At 61.8% G+C, this 17,035-nt stretch carries 10 protein-coding genes; 1 reads left to right on the top strand and 9 read right to left on the bottom strand.

Annotated features, from left to right (window positions below):
- Nucleotides 1–4 precede the first annotated feature (4 nt).
- The 8 genes from PQR54_RS18690 to PQR54_RS18655 all read right to left on the bottom strand — a co-directional run bounded on the left by PQR54_RS18690 (nucleotide 5) and on the right by PQR54_RS18655 (nucleotide 9,887).
- The gene (locus tag PQR54_RS18690) at nucleotides 5–1,948 is read right to left on the bottom strand and encodes an extracellular solute-binding protein (protein ID WP_408248218.1); all 1,944 of its coding nucleotides are present in this window, start codon (nucleotides 1,946–1,948) and stop codon (nucleotides 5–7) included.
- A 282-nt stretch (nucleotides 1,949–2,230) separates the two neighbouring features.
- The gene (locus PQR54_RS18685) at nucleotides 2,231–4,975 is read right to left on the bottom strand and encodes a TonB-dependent receptor plug domain-containing protein (protein ID WP_408248216.1); all 2,745 of its coding nucleotides are present in this window, start codon (nucleotides 4,973–4,975) and stop codon (nucleotides 2,231–2,233) included.
- A 308-nt stretch (nucleotides 4,976–5,283) separates the two neighbouring features.
- Nucleotides 5,284–5,859: a helix-turn-helix domain-containing protein gene (locus PQR54_RS18680; protein WP_012432476.1), complete on the bottom strand. Its 576-nt coding sequence runs from the start codon at nucleotides 5,857–5,859 to the stop codon at nucleotides 5,284–5,286.
- Nucleotides 5,860–6,157: 298 nt separating this feature from the next.
- On the bottom strand, nucleotides 6,158–7,342 hold the full coding sequence (locus PQR54_RS18675) for a tetratricopeptide repeat protein (protein WP_408248214.1): 1,185 nt from the start codon (nucleotides 7,340–7,342) through the stop codon (nucleotides 6,158–6,160).
- Nucleotides 7,343–7,351: 9 nt separating this feature from the next.
- Nucleotides 7,352–7,780: an ExbD/TolR family protein gene (locus tag PQR54_RS18670; protein ID WP_011487696.1), complete on the bottom strand. Its 429-nt coding sequence runs from the start codon at nucleotides 7,778–7,780 to the stop codon at nucleotides 7,352–7,354.
- Nucleotides 7,781–7,804: 24 nt separating this feature from the next.
- Nucleotides 7,805–8,227 (bottom strand): ExbD/TolR family protein, encoded by a 423-nt coding sequence (locus PQR54_RS18665; protein ID WP_012432473.1) that lies wholly within the window; start codon nucleotides 8,225–8,227, stop codon nucleotides 7,805–7,807.
- Between the two features lie 12 nt (nucleotides 8,228–8,239).
- The gene (locus PQR54_RS18660) at nucleotides 8,240–9,145 is read right to left on the bottom strand and encodes a MotA/TolQ/ExbB proton channel family protein (protein WP_106312116.1); all 906 of its coding nucleotides are present in this window, start codon (nucleotides 9,143–9,145) and stop codon (nucleotides 8,240–8,242) included.
- A gap of 76 nt (nucleotides 9,146–9,221) precedes the next feature.
- Nucleotides 9,222–9,887: an energy transducer TonB gene (locus PQR54_RS18655; protein WP_408248673.1), complete on the bottom strand. Its 666-nt coding sequence runs from the start codon at nucleotides 9,885–9,887 to the stop codon at nucleotides 9,222–9,224.
- Nucleotides 9,888–10,558: 671 nt separating this feature from the next.
- On the opposite strand from PQR54_RS18655, the gene PQR54_RS18650 reads away from it, so the two are divergent.
- On the top strand, nucleotides 10,559–10,798 hold the full coding sequence (locus tag PQR54_RS18650; protein WP_408248211.1) for a hypothetical protein: 240 nt from the start codon (nucleotides 10,559–10,561) through the stop codon (nucleotides 10,796–10,798).
- An 86-nt stretch (nucleotides 10,799–10,884) separates the two neighbouring features.
- Here PQR54_RS18650 and uvrA read toward each other — a convergent pair whose 3' ends face one another.
- The gene (gene uvrA / locus PQR54_RS18645) at nucleotides 10,885–16,815 is read right to left on the bottom strand and encodes an excinuclease ABC subunit UvrA (RefSeq protein WP_408248209.1); all 5,931 of its coding nucleotides are present in this window, start codon (nucleotides 16,813–16,815) and stop codon (nucleotides 10,885–10,887) included.
- Between the last annotated feature and the right edge of the window lie 220 nt (nucleotides 16,816–17,035).

Below are 17,035 nucleotides of genomic sequence, written 5' to 3'. Positions count from 1 at the left end.
TGCCTCAGTGAGCCGTAGCGGCGCTAGCCGCGGTGGAAGATGCGGTCTGGGCGGCCGGCGTTTTCCTGTACCAGTAGTCGATCACCCAGTCTTCGTATTGATACGACATCGGCACTTTGTCCGGATGGCCGAGCGTCGACTTGTAGCCGATCCGTGCGCCTGGTGCGTAATACTCCGGCACCAGGTAGAACGAATAGATCAGCACGCGATCCAGCGCGCGGGTTGCCGCTTCCAGGTCGTCGAGATTGTCGGCGGAGAGCGCCGAGTGAATCAGCGAGTCGACCGCTTTGGAGCGGATGCCCGAATAGTTTTCCGAACCGACTTCCGAGGCCGCCGCGCTGCCGAAGCGACGCGTCAATTCCGCGCCCGGAATCGTCACCGGCGGATAGATGAACGTGGTCATGTCGTACTCGAAGTTATCCAGCCGCTTCTGGTACAACGCGCTATCGATCTCGCGCATATGCGCCTGGATGCCGAGCATGCCGAGCGCCTGCATATACGGCAGGATCAGGCGGTCCATGCCGGGCTGATCGTCCATGATCTCGATGGTCATCGGCGTGCCGTTGGCATCGCGCAAGGCGCCGTCGCGATAGTGCCAGCCGGCTTGCGCCAGTAGATCGCGCGCCACGCGCAAGTTGCCGCGCAAGGAATCCGGGGCGATTGTCGTGGGTTGCTTGAGCATGGGGCCGAATACTTCCTGCGGCACGTCTGCTCTCAATGGTTCAAGCAAGGCCATTTCCTTCGGGCCGGGCATGCCGGTCGCGCCGAACGGACTCGCTGCGAAATAGCTGCTGGTGCGCCGGTATTGACCGTAGAACATCATGCGGTTCATCCAGTCGTAGTCGAAGGCCATCGTCAGCGCGTGGCGCACGCGCGGGTCCTGAAACATCGGCTTGCGCAGGTTCATCAGCATGCCTTGCATTTGCGCGGGGCCGTCGGCGAATTCGCCTTTCTTCAATAGTCCGTTGTCGAAGTTCTTGCCGACGTATTTGCGCGCCCATTGCGTTGCGCTGTATTCCACAAGCGCGTCGGCATCGCCGGCCTTGAATGCTTCCAGTTGCGTGTAATGGTCGCGATACAGTTTGAAGGTGATGCTCGCGAAACGGAACATGCCGCGCCGCGACGGCAAATTCGCGGCCCAGTACTCAGGATTGCGGCGATAGGTGATCTGCTTGTCGTTCTTGCGCGACTCGATCAGATACGCACCGCTCGCGATCGGCGGCTCGCTCGCGATCTGGTCGAACGGTAGACGTGTACCGTCCGCGCGCATGCCCCACTTCGGCGAGAAGATCGGCAAATCGCCGGCGATCAGCGGTGCGTCGCGTTCGGCGTGGTTGAAAACGAAGCGGATCGTGTTCTTGTCGATTACGGTCGCGCTCTTGATGACCGAGAACTGTGCATTGAAAAGCGGTGAGGCCTTCGGGCTCGTCAATGTGTCGAACGAGTATTTGACGTCGGCCGCGGTGATCGGATCGCCATTCGAAAAGCGCGCGGCAGGATTGATGTGGAAGGTGGCCGAACCGAGGTCCGGCGCGACTTCGACATCGTCGGCGATCAGCGGGTACTCGGAAGCGAGCTCGTCCCAGCTGCGTTGCATCAGCGTATCGAACATCAGATGCAGAATGTCCGGCGCGGGCGCACCGCGTACCAGAAACGGATTCAGCGAATCGTAAGTCTGCAATTCGTCGAAGTTCTGGAAGCTGAGCTTGCCGTCGCTCGGCGCGGTGGGATCCGCGTAGTCGAAGTGCGTGAAACCGACGGGATATTTAGGCTCGTCGTATTGCGCAATCGAGGGCCGCGCCTGCGCGCAGACCGCGCTCAATGCCAGACACGCCCCCGCGCACAGCGCGATTCGCGCGGCGGTGCCAGGCCGCCGCGCCGCCGCAGTTGCGGCCGTTGCCGCTGCAATCCGCACGGCGCGCGGCCAGCGAAACTTCACAAGTCTCATCTTCGGAATGCGTAAGAACGCGCGCCGGCTTCAGGCCGGCGCGCGGTAAATCGAATCGGCGCGAGCGACGGCCTGACGCCGTCGCTCCCGTAGCTTGCCCCGCTAGCGCTGCGCTGCGGCTGACTGGCCGCCTCCGCTCGCCGTGCTCCGGAACGAGCATTGTGCACGCGGGCACTCCAAAGTACATCGCTAACAAAATTGCGCCGCTCCGGAACCGATAATGGAAGCCGGAGCGGCCGACCGACTAGACAGACTGCGGGTGCATCACAAACATCAAGGACTTCAGAAGCGGTACGACGCGCCGACCTGGAAGAAACGGCCAATGTTGGTGTACAGCGACTGGTCGTAGCCCGTGATATCCGGGGTGGCCTGCCACTCCACGTCGAACGGCGGCTTGCGATCGAAGATGTTGTTGATGCCGCCGTAGATCGTCCAGTTCTTGAAGCCGCGATACGTGGCCATCAGGTTGAACTGGCTGTACGACGCCACCGACAGCGTGCCGCCGTCGCCGAACTCGGACGCCACCGCATTCGTGTACGGGCCGGTGTATTGCCACGTCAGCGTGGTGGTCAGCTTGCGGTAGTCCCAGGAAAGGCTGGTATTACCCTTCCAGCGCGGATTGGACGCACCGAACGGCTGCAACAGCGCGAGGTTGTTGCCGGCGAAGTCTTGCGTCGGCGCGCCCGGGCTATTCAGCTTGAAGTGCCATACGTAGGCCCAATCGCCTGCCAGCGTGAACGTGCCGTACTTCGTGCCCACCGACTTGCGGAAGTTCATGTCGAAGCCGTCGGTGTCGAGCGAACCGAGGTTGACGAACTGTTCCTTGATATAGGCCACCGTGCCGTCCGGATTGCGGATCACGCTCGACGGGTTGTTCGCATCCATCACCGCGTTCGGATCCTGCGTGCCGATCACACCGTCAATGTGGATCTTGTAGAACGCCGCACCGATATCCGTCGACGAGTCCGGAGAAAGCTGGAAGCCGATGTTGTAGTTCTTGGTGTGCTCAGGCTGCAGCGCCGGATTGCCGTTGACCTGTTCCGTCGTGAAGTGCTTGGTCGGCGTGCCGCTCGGGTCGTTCGGGTCCACCAGGTTCTGGTGAGCCAGATAGGTTGCCTGCGAGTTTTCGACCAGCGTCGGAGCACGGAAGCCGCGGCTATACGACGCGAAAGCCGTCAGAGCGCGCACCGGCTGGAAGCGCAATGCGAAGCTCGGCGAGAACGCGCCACCGAAGTCGCTGTAGTGGTCGTAACGGCCCGCCTGCGTGAACGTCAGGTTGTGGATGATCGGAATATCCACCTGATAGTAGACGGCGGCCACATTGCGCTCACCGTCGACCGTTTGCACGTTGGCCGGCGCCGTAATGCCGAGCGCGCTATACGTACGCGAGTTGATGATGTTGCTTTCGTGACGGAACTCCGTACCGAAACCGACACCGACCGGACCGCCCGGCAGAGTGAACAGGTTGGTCGTCGATGTCTTCGCCGTGACGCTGTCGAGCTTCGAGATCGCCTGCTCATAGTCGTTCTGGAAGACGCCGTTCAAACCGTTCGGCGTGGCCGACGGATTCGAAAAGTTGAACACGCCGTTCTGCAGAATGTTCTCGAGCCCCGCAACATTCAGCGCATTGCCGTAGGTCGTGTCGACCGTGCTCTGCGAATGGCCGTAATCCGCGGACCAATCCCAATCGCCGAATTTGGCGGTGGTGAACGAGCCCTTCACACCGGTCAATGCACGCCAGAACGTCGACACCGTATCCGCCGACACGGTATTCGGGAACGTATAGTTGATCAGCGTGGGTACGCCGAACGGGTTGTACGGGTTGGTGCCCGAGACCGTGCGCGACAGCGGCAACGCGGAACCGGTAGCCGGGTTGAACGCGTTGGTCTGGCTGCTCAGCACTGCCGGGCCTTCGTTCTGCACGGTTTCGTCGCGGCTCACCCAGAAGTCCGCGTAAGCCTGCACGTCGTCGTTGATCTTGAACGTGCCGCGCACTTTTGCGTTCAGGCGCGTGATTGCCGGCACCAGCGAGGTGGTGCTGGCCGGATTCGATTTACACGTGGACGCGCCGTTCGCCGACACGCTGCCCGGAGGACAGGGGCTGAGCGCCGTGTTGGTGCCGTCGGCCGTGGTCCAGTACGATTGCTGGTTCGGACCGAGCGGGCCCGCGAGACCGCCCGGGAACTGGCTGAAGTCCTGACCTGCGGTCATGTCGCGGTCGCCGAGCGACGAGCCGGTGTCGCGGTAGTAGCTCGCGGCGGCCGTCACGTTGAAGCGGTCGCCATTCAGATCGCCGATACCGCCGAGCACGCTGAAATTGCCCTGTGCGTCGCCCGGATGCTGTGCCTTGCCGAGCTGGCCATCGATCTGCAAGCCTTGAAAGTCTTTCTTCGTGATGATGTTGACCACGCCCGCAATTGCATCCGAACCATACACCGAGACCGCGCCGGTCTTCACGATGTCGATGTGGTCGATCATGTTGAGCGGGATCGAATTCACGTCGAAGAACGTGTCGGTGAAGTTCACCGCCTTGCCGTAATTCGCCACCCGTTGCCCGTCCACCAGCACCAGGGTGTACTTCTCGCTCAGACCGCGCAACGCAATACCGCCGCCGCCTTGCGCGGAGCTATTCATCGTCGTTTGGCCCCAGCTGCTCCCCGAGTTGGCGGACGTGCCGCGCAGGAAGTCGGCCACGGTCGTATAACCGCTTTGCTGGATGTCCTTGGTCGTGATGGTCTGAACTTCCGTGTTGCCGACCTTGTCCGACGTGCGGATCAGCGACCCGGTCACTTCAAATTTCTTGAGTTGCTGGACGCCTTTGTCCGTCGGCTTCGCGGTGGTGCTATCCGCGGACGGTGTGGCAGCCGTACCCGTTGCCGGGGTGCTTTCCGTCGTCGTCGCGCCTGCCGCGGTGCCGGTGGTGGCCGGCTGGCTTTGCGCAAACGCCGGTACGGCGATTACGGCCGACAACGCCAGTTCAGCCCAGACTATTCTTCTAATGGCCAGCGCCAATACCCTTTGTTTCATTTTTCCCCTTCTCGCTCGTCAGTAAGGCCACAGCAGTATGTGAAGAGTGGTCTCGTGAACCGCTCTACTCGATATACGGCGATCTTGCGCCGCGTTCCGTTAAAGCAACTTCAAATAAGTCAGCGTCGGACTACTAATTTATTGCAATCGGAATGCGCAGCGCTTTCCAATCGATGCCATTTCATTTCTTTTGCCACGCGAGCGGATTGCGCCATATGCCGGCATGGCTTCCCAAATCGCGGGTAAACACTTAAGTAATACTTACAAATATCGAGCGAGTGCTTTCTTCTAAAGCACAGCCTGCGGCACTAAAACAATCTTGGCGTCCCGACCCACACGACCACCGCCTCTTCACGCGCGGTATTGGACCAGGAGTGCGGCACGGTAGATTCATAGTGCGCGGTGTCGCCTGCCTGCAACACGAACGTCGTGCCTTCCAGCGTGAGCGAGATCTGGCCACTCATCACATACAAGAATTCTTCACCGGCATGCGTTGTGACTTCCGACGGGTTCTGCCCCACCGGCATCCTGACGAGGATCACTTCCAGCTTGCCGCCGACCGACAGGTTCGTCAGCCTTCCAAACAGATTGGCGGTTCCGTCAAATCCGAAGTACTTCAACTCACTTCCCCTACGCACCGACTTGTCTTCGGTCGGCGTGTCGACGAAGTACTGCACCGTGACACCCAAAGCTCGCGCAATACCGACTAGCGACGTGATCGAAGGTGTTGCATGACCCCGTTCCACCTGCGACAAAAACGGCTTGGAAATGCCTGCGGTGGTTGCCACTTCATCCAGCGTGCGACTGAGCCGTTGGCGCAGCGCGCGGATTTTGCTTCCTATAGAGATTGCAACATGTGCCTTGTTATTGAGTGGCAAGACCATAGCAAGACAGAATCCCGTAGTCAAAAATAGTTTGATATATGCAAATTATGTTTCATCGAGCGTAACGTTCTCCCTAAAACGTCCCTCATAGCTCTGCTGACAGTCCGCCACGGACAACCGCATCAATTTGTTATCCAGAAGACTTTGCCGATTCCCAATAACCGTTTTGATAGTTGCCACAGCGTCCGCACATCTACATAAGAGAAGGGCCTGCATTCATTGGGACGAGCGCACTCCCTCACGTCCGCCGCGAGGGGGCGCGCCTCACCTGAGAGAACATGACGGAAGCAGAGTGCTCTTATTTCGACGCCACCAGCACCCACAAACGCGCGAGATCGGCTGAACCATCAGTGCCTTTCACCGCACGGAAGGTTTGCACCGCGCGAGCCTTGTCGCCCGCAATGTAGTACGCCTCACCGAGATGCAGCTGCGCCTGGTCCGGATGGTCGAGTCCACCCTTGGCAATCGCGGCATCCATCGCCGCCAGACCCTGTTTCGCCTGCCCCGCGAAAACCTGGTTGAAACCCACATCGACGGGGGCAATGGGGTTTGCCGGATCGGCGGGCGCTTGCGCGCGTTTGGCCGCGAGTGCCTGCAGCCGTTTCTCGCGATCTGCCTGCGCGTCGCGTCCCAGAACGCCAGACGTAAAGCCCTGATCGATGACCTGCTTGCCTTCCGCGGTGGTGCCCGCCACGATCGCCAGTTGGGTCATTTCCATGTAGTCGTCGGCGGTCGACAGCGAGCCGGTCGCGCGGCGCAGGCGATACGTGTCGATATCGAGCTTCGACGAATAGCCCGGCTTGTTGCGGATCGCCGAGAACAGATCGTCCCAGTAAGACTGCTTCGGATGATAGGCAACCAGCTTTTCGAGCGCACTGCGGTACGTGGCATCGTCCTTCACGCGTTGCGCACACGTGCCGAGCAATTGCAGTTGCGATTCGTCAGGCGCGTGACCGGCATGCACCTGCGCATCGATGCCGGGCTTGAGCAGGCTCACCACGCTCGCACAATCGTTCGACAGGTAGTAAGACTGAACCAGCAGCGTGCGCATGTCCGGATCGCCGCCACCCGACTTCAGATAACGCTGCGCAACCTTCGCCGCCTGCGCATAGTTCTTCTGCTGGAAGTAGATGCCGGCCAATGCCGCCGACGTGCGTTGTTCGTCCGCGCCGCTCAACTTGCCGGAACTCAGCAACGTTTCGTAGGCTTGAGCAGCCACGCCGGTTTCACCCGCTGCCGCCGCTGCCGCGCCACGCATCTGTTCGATCATGGTGCTCTCGTACGGCGTCTTGCCGGGCACAGCCGCCGCCTGATCGATCTTCGTCAGCGCGTCCTTGTACTTGTGCGCGCGATACAGATCCTGGGCGGCATTCAATGGCTTCGCCACGTCCGGCCGCAACGTGTCGGCGGCGTGAACGGCGAGCGGCAGCACGAGAGCGGCCGCGATGACGGCGCGCTTGAACCGGTGATGAATCGTTTGCATTGCCCTTCCCTATTGCATGTACTGCTCATTGCCGATCAGGCCGATCTTGGTCGCGCCCAGTCGTTGCGCGGACGCCATGACCTCCGCGACATCCTTGTACGGCACCAGCTTGTTCGGCCGCAGATGGATCTCGGCTTGAACCGGTTCGGCGGCCACTTGCGCGAGTCTCGATTCGAGCGCCGCGCGGTTCGGCACCGGCTGGCCATTCCAGGTCGTGGTGCCGTCGAAGTCGATATCGATCTGCACCACTTCAGGCTGAGTGATCGGCGGCGGCGGATTGCCGACCGGCAGGTTCATCTTGATGGCGTGCGTCTGAATCGGGATCGTGATGATCAGCATGATCAGCAACACCAGCATCACGTCGATCAGCGGCGTGGTGTTGATGTCGACCATCACATCCGGTTCGCTGCCGCCGCCCGACGATACGTTCATTCCCATTTTCGGCTCCTGTCGGGCTCAAAATCAGCCGCCGCGCGCGGGCGGCTCAGTGATAAACGAAACCTTGGCAATACCGGCGCGCTCGCACTCGGTAATGACCCGGCCGATGAACTCATAACGCGCGCTCTGGTCGCCGCGTACATGCACTTCCGGTTGCGGTGTCATGACCGACACGGTCTTCAGGCGCGCCAGCAGCGTCGGCGCATCGACCTGCTTCTCGTTCCAGAAGAAGTCGCCGTCGCGGTTCACCGCGATGACGATACTTTTGGGCGTGGTCTGCAGCGGCTGGATCGTCTCCTTCGGCAATTGCACCGGCACCGTATGCGTCACGACCGGAATCGTGATCAGAAAGATGATCAGCAGAACCAGCATCACGTCGACGAGCGGCGTGGTGTTGATACTGGAGATGACCTCGTCGTTGTCGTCCTGCCCAACGCTCATTGCCATGACGGACTCCGCTTATTGAACCAGCGACGCTTCGCGAGCCACGGCGCGCGCCGGGCGACGGCTGCCGGCCAGCAACACGGTATGCAGCTGCGCGCCGAATGCACGAACACGCTCCATCACCGACTTGTTGCGACGAACCAGGAAGTTGTAGCCGAGCACCGCGGGCACCGCCACCGCGAGACCGATCGCCGTCATGATCAGCGCCTCGCCCACCGGACCCGCGACCTTGTCGATCGACGCCTGGCCAGCAATGCCGATGGCCGTCAGCGCGTGATAGATCCCCCACACCGTACCGAACAGGCCGACGAACGGCGCCGTCGAGCCCACCGTGCCGAGGAACGCCAAACCGTCTTGCAGACGATTCGACACGTTGGTGATCGCACGCTCAACCGAGGTGTCGATCCACGTGTTGCGGTCCACGGCTTCGAGCAGCGCTTCGTCGTGATGCTCGCCCGCTTCGATAGCCGTTTCGGCGATGAAGCGGAACGGCGACGTTTCATCGAGCAGCTTCGCGCCTTCGACCAGCGACGGCGCGGTCCACAACTGCTCGTCGGCGCTCTTCGCGCGGCGGTTCGCGCGGAACTGTTCGACGAACTTGGTGATCATGATGTACCAGCTGCCCATCGACATGAGCACCAGCAGAATCAGCACGAAGCGGGCGACGAAGTCGCCGTTATTCCAGAGGGCGCTGAGGCCGTAGGGGTTGCTGACCGTTTCAGACGTAGCCGGTGCCGGCGGCGGCACCGCTTCGTCGGCGGCTGCGCTCGCGGTTTGCGGCGCGGCAGTCGCCGGCGCGGCGGCGGCCGACGCCGTGGCGTCGCTGGCCTGCGCATGGGCCATTTGCGGTGCAACAAAATCCACCGTGGTCACGGCGATCAACATGCTTGCCGCCAGTGCGGCGAGAGTACGCTTCTTCATGCCTGCTCCAAGTTCATTAGTACAACTTCTAAACTAAGACTGATAAATCGCTACCGGTACCGAACAGCCTGTGAATTCAGTTCAAGTTAAAGGAGAACGGAACTTGCACACGGACAGGTTGGCCTTGGGAAACGCACGTGAACTGCTTGACTGCGTTGAATGCCGCACGATCCAGTGAGGAGTCGTCCGAGGATTTGGCAACGCGTTCATTCGTAATATGGCCCTGCGGGTCGACAACGAATTCAATGAGAACATCACCCGTCACGTTGTTTTCCTGCGCTTCCTTCGGGTAGCGGATCGACGAACGGATCTGATCCGAGTTCGGACACACCACTCCGACTTCGGTACTCACAGGCTTGGTCGGCGCGGGTGGCGCCGGCGGTGCGGGCGGCGCCACGGCAGGCGCCGACACGACCGGCGCGGCCTGATGCGTGATGGTCGGCTGCGGGGGCGCTTGCACCTGCACTTCCGGCGGCGGCACGAACGGCGGCGGCGGCGGCGCGAATTTCGGCGGCGGCAATTGCACCGTGGGCAACGGCGGCGGAGGCGGCGGCTTCACCGGTTCGATGATTTTCGTTTCGATAGGATGCTGAATGACCTGCACGACCTTGGTGGCGAGGCCATTGATCAGCGCATAAATTAGCACGATGTGCAAAAGCAGAACAACTGCAATGCCGCCAAAGCGGCGTACTGGGTTTTGCTGCTTGCGCCCAAACTCACGCGGGCGCCCCGGCCTCTCCATACGGGCCGCTGCTGCCGGAAAATGCCCTTCGACTTTCGTACCCACCTTTACTCCTCCGGCGTGAACCGTCCATTTCTGTAACTGCAGTGCGCTTACTTGCCGCAAAAAGCATTCACATCAACCATCTGGCGACCAGCGGTCTTTGATTCGGAGTCCAAAACGGACGTGACACTACCCGCCTCCGATCCGACGACACGGACGCGTCTCCGGGAGACGGTTGCCGTGTGTCACGCGAGCCGAATAATCAATCTAAGTAGAACTACTAATGGATTAAATCTGAGCCGTTCGCTTCTGCCTTGCATGAACGCTGGAGACAACCTCATCTCTATAACTCGTAGCGCCTGGAACTTTTTGCGCGTTCGTCACATGCGTTTCATGGGTGGCAACAATAGCAGGACAAAAAATGTACGGTCAAACTTTTTTTGATGACAACATACTTAGTTTAGAGAGGTCACTCTAACTCAAGTCGAATTCGCGCCGCTTTAAAAGAATAAGCGTATGTGAAGCAGATAAGCATTCAGATGTTTCTGCCCGACAATTGGGAATTTGCTGCACGTTCGGCGTGCATCGATGCACAAAAAACTGCTGGCCGCAGGCGTTTAGACGCCCTCGCAGCATGACTTGCGTGGATCGCGAGCAGGACAGTTGTCGTGGTGAGTGGGCGCCGGGGTGTGACCGCCGCCGAAGGCGAGACGATAGCAGAAGGCCAGAAGCCTTTAAAAATATTTTTAGCGGTATTTACGACACTCTATATACGCATCCCAATTACGCGTCGAATTGAATTACAAAACAATTCCAATAAATTACATTACGCTAACAATGTCAATGATGCCGGGCAGAATGACGTCGGCGCGACGTTGATGGGCTGTACAGCGCAATTTCGCGCGGACCCAATGGCTTGGCCAGAGTGACGTGAATCGTGCGCCGGCAAACTTCTCCGCGCTCAACAAATGAGCAAGCAGGAGCGGCGCAAGGTCGATCGCGCCGCTCTGTTGCATTAACCGTTCGTGCCCTCGCCTGCCACGACAGCACTGTTGTCACGCGATCGCGCGAGAACTGGACGCAACGCGGCGCCCGTGTGACTCGCCGCAACGCGCGACAGTCCTTCGGGATCCGTAGCAGCGACAATCGACCCGCCGCCTACGCCGCCTTCCGGACCGAGGTCGATGATCCAGTCCGCCTCGGCAATCACATCGAGATCATGCTCGATGACGACGACACTATGGCCACCGTCCGCGAGACGATGCAGCACGCGAATCAGCTTGGCGACGTCGGCCATATGCAGGCCCACGGTCGGTTCGTCCAACACATACAGCGTATGCGGCGGCTTCTGCCCGCGCCGCGTGATGTCGTCGCGCACCTTGCTCAGTTCGGTGACGAGCTTGATACGTTGCGCCTCGCCGCCGGACAAGGTGGGCGACGGTTGACCCAGCGTGAGATAGCCGAGCCCGACGTCTTTCATCAACTGCAATGGATGAGCAATGTTCGTGATGGGCGCAAAGAACTCGACAGCTTCGTCGATTTCCATGGTCAGCACGTCGCCGATATTCTTGCCGCGCCACGTGACCGCGAGCGTTTCCGGATTGAAGCGCTGCCCGTGACACACGTCGCAAGGCACCTTCACGTCGGGCAGGAAGCTCATGCCGATGGTACGCACGCCCTGCCCCTCGCAAGCGGGGCAACGCCCTTCGCCGGTATTGAACGAGAAACGCGAGGCCGTATAGCCACGCGCGCGCGCTTCGAGCGTGCCGGCGAACAGCTTGCGGATTGCGTCCCACACGCCGATGTAAGTGGCCGGACACGAACGCGGCGTCTTGCCGATCGGTGTTTGATCGACCTCGAGTACACGGTCGATGGTCTCCCAGCCGGTGATCGAATCGCAGCCTTGCCATGCATGCGTCACGTTCAGCGGCGCGCGCGGCGCCGTACGCGCCAGCACGCTGGAACGCCGGTTCGCTGCCGGTTTTTCTTCGGCCGCCGCACGCGCGCGCCGCGTGGCCGGCGACGACAACACCGAACGCCCGACGGCATCCAGCAGGTTGGCCATCAGCACATCGCGGGCGAGCGTCGACTTGCCGGAACCGCTGACGCCGGTGACCGCGATGAGTCGCGACAAAGGAATGCCGACCGTAACGTTGCGCAAGTTATGCAGCTTGCCGCCATGCACGGTCAGCCAGTTCTCCGGCACCGCGGCCGTGCGCTTGCCCGGCGCGACCACTTCGCGACGCGGCTGCAACGGATGCACGATGGGCTGCGCGAGAAACTGTCCGGTCAGCGAATCGGGCTGCGCCGACAGATCCGCCACACTGCCCTGTGCGACCAGCGTGCCGCCGCGTTTGCCGGCGCCCGGCCCAATGTCGATGATGTGATCAGCGCGCCGGATCGTGTCCTCGTCGTGCTCGACGACCACCAGCGTATTGCCCTTTTCACCGAGCTTGCGCAAAGCGTTCAGCAGAATCTGGTTGTCACGCGGATGCAGACCAATGGTCGGTTCGTCGAGCACATAGCAGACGCCTTGCAGGTTGCTGCCGAGCTGCGCGGCAAGCCGGATGCGCTGCGCCTCGCCGCCCGACAGGCTCGGCGCCGCACGATCGAGACTCAGATAGCCGAGTCCCACTTCTTCAAGAAACTGCAGACGGCTGCCAATTTCGCTCACCACGTCACGCGCGATTTCCGCGTCGCGACCGGTCATCTCCAGCGAGTCGACCCAGGCGCGCGTGTCGGACACGGTCCATTGCGCGACATCGACAATCGCCTGCGCGTCGAACGTGACCGCGCGCGCCGTGGGATTCAGACGCGTACCGGCGCAATCCGGACACGGTTCGTCCACGAGACCTTCGGGCTCCTGCTCTTCCGAAGGCAGGCTTTGCTCGCGGCCACGATTGTCCTCGACGACGATCGTATCGTCGTACACGGCGCGTTGTTCGCGCGTGAGCGCGAGGCCCGTGCCGACGCAGGTGGTACACCAGCCATGCTTGCTGTTGTACGAGAACATGCGCGGATCGAGTTCGGGATAACTCGTGCCGCACACCGGACACGCGCGCTTGGTGGACAGCACCTTCACCGCGCCGAGTTTCGCCGTGGCGCGGCCGCCGCTGATCGCGTCGTGCAAACCGTCCAAAGGCGCCAGCAGATGCATCACGCCCTTGCCGACTTCCAAAGTCTGATCGAGCGCCCGACGCAGTTCGGTTTCATTGTCCGGCGACACGACGAGATCGGCCACCGGCAACTCGATCGTATGTTCGCGGAAACGGTCGAGCTTCGGCCACGGGTCCACCGGCACGAATTCGCCATCCACGCGCAGATGGGTATTGCCGCGCGCCTTCGCCCACTTCGCCAGATCCGTGTAGACGCCTTTACGGTTCACGACCAGCGGCGCAAGGAAACCGACATGCTGCCCCTTGTGATCGCGCAGCAACTGCGCCGCGATCGATTCGACGCTTTGCGACGTGACCGGCGTGCCGTCGTGAATGCAATGCTGCAGACCGAGCTTCACGTACAGCAGACGCAGGAAGTGCCACACCTCGGACGTGGTCGCGACCGTACTCTTGCGGCCGCCGCGCGAGAGCCGCTGTTCGATTGCGACGGTCGGCGGAATACCGTACACCGCGTCGACCTCGGGACGCCCGGCCGGCTGCACGATGGAGCGCGCGTAGGCGTTCAGCGATTCGAGGTAACGGCGCTGCCCTTCGTGGAACAGAATGTCGAAAGCGAGCGTGGACTTGCCCGAACCGGACACGCCGGTAATCACGTTGAATTTGCCGTGCGGAATGTCCACGTCCAGCGATTTCAGGTTGTGCTCGCGCGCGTTGACGATGCGCACCACGTCCTCGCCTTCGATCGCGCGGCGCGCGCGCGCGGCGCTCAGCGCCTTTTGCAGCGGGATGCCTTGCGACGCCGGTTCGGCCGCCGCGCCCATGGCGCGGTCGTATTGCAGCAGCGCTTCGCCGGTATGCGACTCCGGACATGTTTTGACGTCTTCCGGCGTGCCGGCGCACAGCACGCGGCCGCCGCCGTCGCCGCCTTCGGGGCCGAGGTCGATCAGCCAGTCGGCCGCGCGGATCACGTCGAGATTGTGTTCGATCACGATCAGCGAATGGCCGCTTGCGAGCAGCTTGCCGAACGCCTGCATCAGCTTGGCGATGTCGTCGAAATGCAGGCCGGTGGTCGGTTCGTCGAACATGAACAGACGCTTCGCCACCGCTTGCTTTGCATTGCGCGCGGTCCGCGCCTGTGCAGATTCCGCGAGGAAACCGGCGAGCTTGAGGCGCTGCGCTTCGCCGCCCGACAACGTGGGCACCGGCTGGCCGAGCTTCACATATTCGAGGCCCACGTCGACGATCGGCTGCAGCACGCGCAATACTTCGGCATCTTTAGCGAAGTACGTGGTGGCTTCGCTCACCGTCAATTCCAGCACGTCGGCAATGCTCAGCGCGCGCGCCGGTTCGCCACGCTCGATCTTCACTTCGAGCAGTTCCGCGCGATAACGGCGCCCGTCGCAATCGGGGCAGCGCAGGTACACGTCGCTCAGAAACTGCATTTCGATATGTTCGAAACCCGAGCCGCCACACGTCGGGCAGCGGCCGTCGCCCGAATTGAAACTGAACATGCCGGGGCCGTAACCGCGTTGCTGCGCGAGCGGCGCCTTGGCGAACAGTTTGCGGATCTCGTCGAACGCGCCGACGTAACTCGCCGGATTCGAGCGCGCCGTCTTGCCGATCGGCGACTGGTCGACGAACACGACGTCGGTGACCTGATCGGCGCCGCTCAGGCTTCTGAATGCGCCGGGCGATTCAGTGGCGAGTCCGAAGTGCCGCGCCATGGCCGGATACAGCACGTCTTGCAGGAGCGTGGACTTACCGGAACCCGACACCCCCGTCACGCAGACGAGCCGCTCCAACGGAATCTCCACCGTGACATCGCGCAGATTGTGTTCGGTCGCGCCTTCGAGCACGATGCGCGGCGTGGTGGCATCCACGGGACGCTGCGTCCAGTGCGCCGCGTCGGCCACATGCCGGCGGCCGCCGAGGTATTCGCCGGTGAGCGTGCCTGACGAACGGATCGCCTCGGGCGCGCCGTCGTAAATGATCGAGCCGCCGCGCTCGCCCGGCCCCGGACCCATATCGATCAGACGATCCGCCGCGAGCATCACGGAGGGATCGTGTTCGACCACCACCAGGGTATTGCCTGCATCGCGCAAACGGTGCATGGCTTCGACAATGCGGTTCAGATCGCGCGGATGCAAGCCGATACTCGGTTCGTCGAGCACGAACAGCGTCTTGGTGAGCGAGGTGCCGAGCGCCGTGGTCAGGTTGATCCGTTGCACCTCGCCGCCCGACAAGGTGCGGCTCTGCCGGTCGAGCGTCAGATAACCGAGGCCGACGTCGCACAGATACTTGAGGCGCGTGCGCACTTCGGCGAGCAGCAGTTTGAGCGCGTCGTCGAGCAAGGCGCTCGGCAAGCTGATTTCGTCGAAGAAGCGCCGGATGCGCTCGATCGGCATCAGCGTCAAATCATGCACGGTCAGACCCGGCAACGCTTCGAGTTGCCCGCGCGTCCAGTCGACGCCGCGCGGCAGGAAGCGCTTCTCCGCCGGCAACACGTCGTCCGCATTCGCCTTGCTGCCGAGGCGCCACAACAGCGATTCCGTTTTCAGGCGCGCGCCGCCGCAGGTTTCGCACGGCGTGTAGCTGCGGTACTTGGACAGCAGCACGCGAATATGCATCTTGTACGCTTTCGATTCGAGATACTCGAAGAAGCGTTTGACGCCGTACCAGTGGCTTTGCCACTTGCCGTTCCAGTCAGGCGACCCGTTGATGACCCAGTCGCGCTCGGCGTCCGTCAACTCGCCCCACGGCGTGCCGCGACGGATATCGGCTTTCGCCGCGTAGCGCATCAGATCGTCCTGGCACTCCTTCCATGCGGGCGTTTGCATGGGCTTGATCGCGCCGTCGCGCAGCGTCTTGCGCGCGTCAGGAATCACCAGCCCGAGGTCGACGCCGATCACGCGGCCGAAGCCGCGGCAGACTTCGCACGCGCCGTAGGCCGAGTTGAACGAGAACAGCGCGGGCTGCGGATCGGCGTAGCGCAGGTCGCTATCCGGGCTGTGCAAGCCGGTGGAGAAACGCCAGATTTGCGGTGCGGCTTCCTGACTTTCCGGCCCTTCCGGCGAGGCCGGCAGCACATAAATATTGACGCGCCCGCCGCCGCGCTTGAGCGAAGCCTCGATTGCCTCGACCACCCGCTGCTTGTCCACCGAGCGCAGGCGGAAACGATCGGCCACCACGTCGAGCAACTTGCGCTTGCCGGTTGGCGAATCGACTTCGCGCTGCGCCTGCACGCGCGTGTAGCCGCTGGCCGACAGCCATTGCTCCACTTCCTGCTCCGACGCGGATTCCGGCAACTCGACCGGGAACGTGACGACGAGTCTCGGTTCGTTCTGCGCCGTGCGTTCGAGCAACTCCGCGTAGATCGTTTCCGGCGTGTCGTGCCGCACCTGATGAGCCGTCTTGCGGTCGAATAGCTCGGCGGCACGCGCGTAGAGCAGTTTCAGGTGATCGTTGAGCTCCGTCATGGTGCCGACGGTGGAACGCGAACTTCGCACCGGATTGGTCTGGTCGATCGCGATGGCCGGCGGCACGCCGTCGACGCGGTCGACTTGCGGCCGGTCCATACGATCGAGAAACTGCCGCGCGTAGGCGCTGAATGTTTCGACGTAGCGCCGTTGCCCTTCCGCATACAGCGTGTCGAACACGAGGCTCGACTTGCCGGAACCGGACGGGCCGGTGACGACCGTCATTTCGCCGGTTCGTACGTCGAGATCGACGTTCTTGAGGTTGTGCTGGCGTGCGCCGCGAATCCTGATAGTGCCGTTGGTACCGTTTGTACCGCCTGTGCCGTTTTTGCCGTTTTTGCCGTTAGATGCCAATTTTTCCGACCGTCTGAATGAGTGGACCACCTCTCACGGACGCCTCGCGACCGCGCAAGTTCGGTGCGGCTGGCTGGCGGAGACGCACGCCGGAGCCCTGCTCGCAACGGGATACTATACTGTATATTTATACAGTTTTCCACGACGCGAGACGGCGGTGCTTCGGAGGCGCGTCAGGCGGTGGTTGGCGGCGAAAAACGCGCGCCGCTGAGCACGGCAG

It is taken from the genome of Paraburkholderia phytofirmans (assembly GCF_046028095.1).
In the GTDB taxonomy this organism is placed as follows: domain Bacteria; phylum Pseudomonadota; class Gammaproteobacteria; order Burkholderiales; family Burkholderiaceae; genus Paraburkholderia; species Paraburkholderia phytofirmans_A.
Note: the sequence above shows the minus strand (reverse complement) of the source record. Positions and strands in the feature narration are given on the sequence as shown.

Excerpts from the sequence above, each read along its gene's own strand:
- PQR54_RS18690 (WP_408248218.1), bottom strand. The coding sequence starts at position 1,948 with ATGAGACTTGTGAAGTTTCGCTGGCCGCGCGCCGTGCGGATTGCAGCG.
- PQR54_RS18685 (WP_408248216.1), bottom strand. The coding sequence starts at position 4,975 with ATGAAACAAAGGGTATTGGCGCTGGCCATTAGAAGAATAGTCTGGGCT.
- PQR54_RS18680 (WP_012432476.1), bottom strand. The coding sequence starts at position 5,859 with ATGGTCTTGCCACTCAATAACAAGGCACATGTTGCAATCTCTATAGGA.
- PQR54_RS18675 (WP_408248214.1), bottom strand. The coding sequence starts at position 7,342 with ATGCAAACGATTCATCACCGGTTCAAGCGCGCCGTCATCGCGGCCGCT.
- PQR54_RS18670 (WP_011487696.1), bottom strand. The coding sequence starts at position 7,780 with ATGGGAATGAACGTATCGTCGGGCGGCGGCAGCGAACCGGATGTGATG.
- PQR54_RS18665 (WP_012432473.1), bottom strand. The coding sequence starts at position 8,227 with ATGGCAATGAGCGTTGGGCAGGACGACAACGACGAGGTCATCTCCAGT.
- PQR54_RS18660 (WP_106312116.1), bottom strand. The coding sequence starts at position 9,145 with ATGAAGAAGCGTACTCTCGCCGCACTGGCGGCAAGCATGTTGATCGCC.
- PQR54_RS18655 (WP_408248673.1), bottom strand. The coding sequence starts at position 9,887 with ATGGAGAGGCCGGGGCGCCCGCGTGAGTTTGGGCGCAAGCAGCAAAAC.